Source organism: Prevotella sp. P4-119, assembly GCF_002251345.1.
Taxonomy (GTDB): Bacteria; Bacteroidota; Bacteroidia; order Bacteroidales; family Bacteroidaceae; genus Prevotella.
Window position 1 is genome coordinate 41,986 of sequence record NZ_NPJB01000052.1, and the last position, 6,000, is coordinate 47,985.

5 protein-coding genes are annotated in these 6,000 nt (G+C 36.2%); 2 read left to right on the forward strand and 3 right to left on the reverse strand.

The annotated features are described in order from the left end of the window. Nucleotides 1-1,123: 1,123 nt before the first annotated feature. Together CIK89_RS05825 and CIK89_RS05830 are read left to right on the forward strand one after the other, a co-directional pair. Complete coding sequence (locus tag CIK89_RS05825) at nucleotides 1,124-2,107, forward strand: cellulase family glycosylhydrolase (protein ID WP_094390462.1); 984 nt, start codon at nucleotides 1,124-1,126, stop codon at nucleotides 2,105-2,107. After that, complete coding sequence (locus CIK89_RS05830) at nucleotides 2,104-3,087, forward strand: acyltransferase family protein (protein ID WP_094390463.1); 984 nt, start codon at nucleotides 2,104-2,106, stop codon at nucleotides 3,085-3,087. Before CIK89_RS05825 ends, CIK89_RS05830 begins: the two co-directional genes overlap by 4 nt. A 3-nt stretch (nucleotides 3,088-3,090) precedes the next feature. On the opposite strand, the gene CIK89_RS05835 is transcribed toward CIK89_RS05830, so the two are convergent. The 3 genes from CIK89_RS05835 to CIK89_RS05845 all read right to left on the reverse strand — a co-directional run. Beyond that, a complete protein-coding gene (locus CIK89_RS05835) occupies nucleotides 3,091-4,281 on the reverse strand; it encodes a glycosyltransferase family 4 protein (RefSeq protein ID WP_094390464.1) in 1,191 nt (396 codons plus the stop codon). Between the two features lie 7 nt (nucleotides 4,282-4,288). Continuing rightward, entirely contained in the window at nucleotides 4,289-5,212 is a 924-nt protein-coding gene (locus tag CIK89_RS05840; protein WP_094390465.1) for a DUF6625 family protein, read from the reverse strand. A gap of 4 nt (nucleotides 5,213-5,216) precedes the next feature. Continuing rightward, a partial coding sequence (locus CIK89_RS05845; RefSeq protein ID WP_094390466.1) for a glycosyltransferase family 2 protein occupies nucleotides 5,217-6,000 on the reverse strand: 784 nt, incomplete at its 5' end.

The window sequence follows — 6,000 nt, forward strand, 5'->3', positions numbered from 1 at the left end:
TTGAAAACAAAAATATCTATAATAAAGTTAAATAGTGTTAAATATCTAATTAAAGCTGCCAAAACTCTTGCATTCCGGGGGTGTCATGTTGTATCTTTGTATTTCAAGCCGAGGATGATTTCTAAAAATAAGAAAGATACCCTTAAACCAAAAATCAAACAAATAATTCAACAATTAAAATACTGATTATGTTTACAAAACCAACAGATTTACATGCCATCAGGTCACGACAGAAAGCCCACGGTTTCTCGATTGCTTCTCGTTCGGTTCTCGTTGACTTCTCGTTAGGTCCTCGTTCGTCTCTCGTTCGTCTCTCGTTGCTTAGTCGTTAGTCTATCGAAGACCGAACGAGAACCGAACGAGGAACAAGCGAAAAACGAACGAAAGAGCAACGAATGTCGATCGAGTAAATAGCGAGAATCTATCGAAAACTCGACGAAATGCCACCATCATGGCTGGTGGTACACCCTTCAGCAACCACAAACCAACACAATGCCTTTTGTCTCAAATCTGCCGAGGTAGAACCCCGCATTTCCAGTCCACACTGAGCATTTTTACGGCGAATAAAACCATTTCGTCCATTCCGTGGGTCACTATGATTCAACCCTGTAGAAAGCCCTCCACGGGCTTTTAATGCCTTGTTTTCCACCTAAATAACCGAGTTATCCCCCACATAACCAACAGAGATAATCCTCTGTCCACCCCAAAAACAACCTGGAACACACCAACAGTCCCATCTTCATAGGCTCAACTACAGGTCAAACCATAAAAATCATGCAAAGCCACAGCAGAGTCCTCCATATCACCATTTTGTGTAATATAAGTATAATAACCTTACAATATTAATAAAAGACGTGTTTGATATATTTACAGAATGATATTCTTGCCTTTGAGTCTAATTAACGTTTCGCTTTCCACATTCTATCCTGTCCCAAGAATAATTGTTGTAATACCAAGGCGATTGCTGACTCCAAAATTTCTTATTGTCAATTACATCAAACAGAAGTATTTATAAGGTAGAATCGTATTAATTGCCCAAAATTTTTTTATTTTCAACCTTTTTCGTAAATTTGCAAAATAGAAATAATAAAAAAGATCACAATCAAGATATTTTTCTGAAACAATGAAGTCAATACTGCTAACCATTCTAATGACAATTCTTGGTGTTGATGGTCATGCGCAAGAATACTTTCATGTCCAAAAAACACAACTGATTGATGCCGCAGGACAACCTTTTATTATTGCGGGTGTCAACAACCCGCATGCCTGGTTAGGTGAAAAAGCCTATCAAGCACTTGATGATATTGCTGCTACAGGAGCTAATACGCTACGTATCGTATGGCACACAAGGGGGCAAGCCGCAGAATTGGAACGCGTCATAGAGCGTTGCATAGCCCTGAAGATGATTCCGATGATGGAACTTCACGATGTAACGGGAAACTCGTCGGGCGAACGGCTGCTCGATATGGCGCGATACTATGCTCGTGAAGATGTCAAAACTGTACTGATGCGTTACGAACGCTTTCTGCTCATCAATATTGCAAACGAGTGGGGCGCTCATCGTGTTACCACGAAACATTGGCAGAAAAGCTATGAAAAGGCTATCGCATTACTTCGTGAAGCTGGCTTCAAAACGACGTTGGTCGTTGATGCTCCAGGTTGGGGACAGAATATTTTACCCATATTAAAAGGTGGTCAGCAACTTATAGACTGCGACCCTTTGCACAATATTTTATTTTCTGTCCACATGTATGGTTCGTGGAATGACTCCCAAAAAATTATCAATAAACTGACAGAAGCCAAGAATAAACAATTGCCTTTGATCGTTGGTGAGTTTGGCTACAACTATAATGATGGCAAAAATAATCTCGGTTGTAAGGCCGACCATCGTACAATCCTAAAAACATGTCATCAGTTGGATTATGGTTTTATGCCTTGGTCATGGACAGGAAATAACCAAGAGAATGCTTGGCTTGATATGGTAGATCATCGTGATTGGAAGACGCCGACAGCATGGGGAACTGATGTGATTGAAGGTGCGTATGGCATCCGGCAAACAGCCATTCCCGCCAAAGTGTTTGAGAAAGATAAGGCAAGAGAAAAATGAAGAAACGACTTGAATTCATAGATATTGCAAAAGGTATTGGTATTCTTTTTGTATTGTTAAATCATGTAGAAAGTTATCAATGGGTGACTTTCTCCTCTTTTTTTGTGATTCCAATATTCTTCTTTTGTTCGGGTTATACGTTTTCATTCAATCAAGAAGAGAAATTTCGGTTTATAACTGTCGTTAAAAAGTTGCCAAAATTACTTAAACCATACTTCTTCTTTAGCGTATTGTTGCTGTTGATATTTAATGACTTTTCTTTGCGAGCTATTTCTGGTATTGTTTATTCAAGGTATTGTTTCTTTCCAATTGGAACGGATGATATTTATAGACTCTTTATAGTAGGAAACTTTCCGCTGTGGTTTCTGACTTGTATGTCACTATGTTATTTGCTCTATGCTGTTTATCTTCGTTTCTTTAAATATAAATATATTGTTCTGGCTGTTTATTTTCTGGCGTCTGTTGCCATGTCACATTTACCAGTACTATTACCATGGAGTATAGATACTGCACCACTTCTTACTATCTTTATGATTCTTGGATATGAAATTAAAGTGCGAAATTTACTTACAGAAAAGTGGCTGGTGTTAATATGTGCTATTATTTATGTTTTTGCTTTGAGATTTACTGAAGGTGTGAATATTTCAGTGAGAGAATATGGCAATAGTCTATCTCTTTTTTTAGTAGCAGGTTTTGCTGGATGTATGATTCTTACTAATTTGGCTTTGCTGCTTGAAAAATCGAAAGTGTGTCGGATTCCTCTTGTCTTGTTAGGAAGACATTCCTTGACGATTTTCTGTATGGAAATACCATTTATTGTATTAGGAAAGGACATCGCTCATCGTATGGCGGCTTTTTATCCTATATTTGAGAACACGAGCGTTGTAAGTATATTACAGTTTATGTGTGCTTTGATTGGTGGCTTTGTGTTGTCATGGCTTTTGAATAAAAATCGAATGGTAAAACAGATAGTTTTTTGAGGTTTATGAATAACAATCGATAGTAGCAAAGAATTGTTTTGCATATTTCTCTTTGTCAAACAGTTTTGATTGCCTTATTGAGGCTTTTGACATTTTTGCTCTCTGTTTTGGATTGTTATATAAAGACAGAATACTGGTCGCAATATTATCTGGTAACTGGTCGTTCTTGTCAAGTACAATTGAACAATCTGGTGTTAATACCTCAGGAATACCTCCCTGAGATGTCGAAACGATGGGAAGCCCCATTGCCATGGCTTCTACCAATGTGAGACCAAAAGGTTCGTTCCAGATAGAAGGAAGAACAGCAACATCTGCCAATGCTAATATGGACGGAACGTCATGATATGGCTTAAATCCTGTAAATATAATCTTGTCTTGAATGTTGTATGCTTTTTCTTTTAATTTTTTGACGAACATGTTATCATCCTTGTTTCGTCCATAAAATGATCCTCCCACAATTAGAAGTTTGATTTTAGAGTACTTGGTGAGTTTATGGAATGCTGTAATCAACTGAAGAATACCTTTTTCTTCAGTTAGTCGTCCGGAAAATACAACGATGAAATCTCCTTCGCTTATACCAAAATCTTTTCTTTCATACAAAAGTTTGTTGCAATGAGAAAAACTAGATAAATCAATTCCATTATGTACAACAACACTTTTGCTGTCAGAAGCATTTATTGTTAGTATTCTCATTCTTATATAGTCAGAAACGGTGATAATACTTGTGGCAAGATGATACAACTCTTGGCTTTTGTATGTATTGCTATTTAAGTTATCGTTATGAAGATGATATATGAGTTTTGAGTCTGTTAGCTTTTTGAGTTTTAGAGCATAACCAGGTCTGTTCTCAAGAATAATAGCATCGTAATGATTACGACGAATATGTTTTATGGATTTGTATAGGAAATACTCTATATTGTAATTGTAATATTCATTTTTATGGTTGAATAGATGATACATTCTTTTGCATATTTTAGCCCAAAGCGTATCAGTTTTGATGAAATGATAATGATTATTGCGTGAAGATAGAGCGCGATGACCGTGCACTTGTTGATCATCTATACTATATACTGTAATATCGTGCAAATGGTGAACTTCATTGTATTCAAGGTAAAAATCAATGAGGTTTTCCACAGCTCCTCCTCGTACGGCAGGAACAGGTAAGATACCAGAAGTAAGTATTGCTATCTTCATTAGTTGTTTATTTATAGTGTCCTAAGTTTAATTTCCATATAATGCGGTCTTTCCATTGTGCAAGTTTTGTCCTAAAGGTTCGTTTCCTGCTATAAAATAACAAATGGAATTTTATCATGTGTTTGGGAAAATCAATCATTGATGTAGGGGTAATCAGAAAGTGATTGTAATCTGAAATTTTATCTTTCATGAATGCCCTATGTTGGAAATGTGCATAGAGAGACTCTTTCTTTTCGATTTTCCCATTGACTATGCGAATCATGTACAAATGTTGACCATCGTGTTCAAACAATACTTGTTGCCATCCTCGCGTTAAACTGTTGAAATGAAAAGCTTGTTTGGGCTTTGAGACGTTGTCAAATGGAGTCTCTAGCCAACAATCATTTGGGCGGCATGCTTTCCATTTGTCGCTACACCCCATATGGTCAAACTCATCGAAGAATGTAATGTTTCTTGTTGTATATGCATCAGTATATTTTTGGAAACCATTTTCTTCTTTCATAAAATATTCATTGGTGTCAGAATCATTTCTGAAAAGAGAAAGATGTCCCCATCCTAATATAAACTTGTATTTTAATACCTCATCAGTAATAAAAGTGCGTATATTTCCATATACAAGGTCTAAGTCACCAAATCCCCAAAAATCATATTGTTTGATGTAATCTTTTAGGATATAGCCATAAGCTGGTTTATATTCGCAAAGCTTGTATGGCCTATCTAATATAATCTGAAAATCGAATGCCTTTTGAACAATTATACGAAAGTCCTCAAATCTCATTTTGTGGACGATAATATTCTTATATGGTGCTATTTCTGCATCGGTAAAGAACATAAAGTCAACACTTGGATTGCGTATAGCTGACGCCCTCCAAATATCGTATTGTGGAGGTAACTTTCCGAAATAGGGGAATATAACAACAATAGATTTCATGGCTTTATTTGAAGAATTTTGATATACGATAAATCACTTTGATACAGAATCTAATCATCTTGACGTTTTTTTCTTCATTACAGAGAGAAAAGAATTTATATAGGGTTGTTTTGTCAATCTTAGATAAAGATGCGTAGTCTTTATACACACCAGGTGCAAGGAAATTCTTCAGATACTGCTGCTTTTCTTCTTGACTTTTTGCGTTTTGACGTTCTGTGATACCTCCAGCTTCTCGTTTACAGATAATGTCTGGAATAAAGATTACTGTCTTTTCTTCTGCTACGATTTTTCTTAAATAGAAAATCCAATCTGAAACGAATTTGTATGATTCGTCATATTGATATTCTTGAAATAAACATTTCTTAAAAAATGTACTTTGATGGGCAAGTGTTTCTTCGTAAAACGTAATCATGGAAAGTCGCATGGGCTCCAATGATACATGACCAAGTTTCAGATCTTCATTATAATGGTAATCATGACCGACAATCATATCTTTTTCAAGATGATAATCTGCCACTTTCTGTAATACATCATTATTATAAAAACAATCTCCAGAATTCATGAAATTAAGATATTCTCCATTGGCAACCTGAATACCCTTGTTCATGGCATTGTAGATACCCTTGTCAGGTTCTGATACCCAATACGTGATTTTGTTGGCGTATTCTTTTATGACCTCAACGCTTCCGTCTGTTGAACCACCATCAATGATTATGAATTCGTAATCAGTATATGTTTGATTTACAATACTTTTGACAGTGTTGCGGAGACCTTCCAAATCCTTTTCG

Coding starts and splice junctions, on each gene's coding strand:
- CIK89_RS05840 (WP_094390465.1), bottom strand. CDS start 5,212: ATGAAATCTATTGTTGTTATATTCCCCTATTTCGGAAAGTTACCTCCA.
- CIK89_RS05825 (WP_094390462.1), top strand. CDS start 1,124: ATGAAGTCAATACTGCTAACCATTCTAATGACAATTCTTGGTGTTGAT.
- CIK89_RS05835 (WP_094390464.1), bottom strand. CDS start 4,281: ATGAAGATAGCAATACTTACTTCTGGTATCTTACCTGTTCCTGCCGTA.
- CIK89_RS05830 (WP_094390463.1), top strand. CDS start 2,104: ATGAAGAAACGACTTGAATTCATAGATATTGCAAAAGGTATTGGTATT.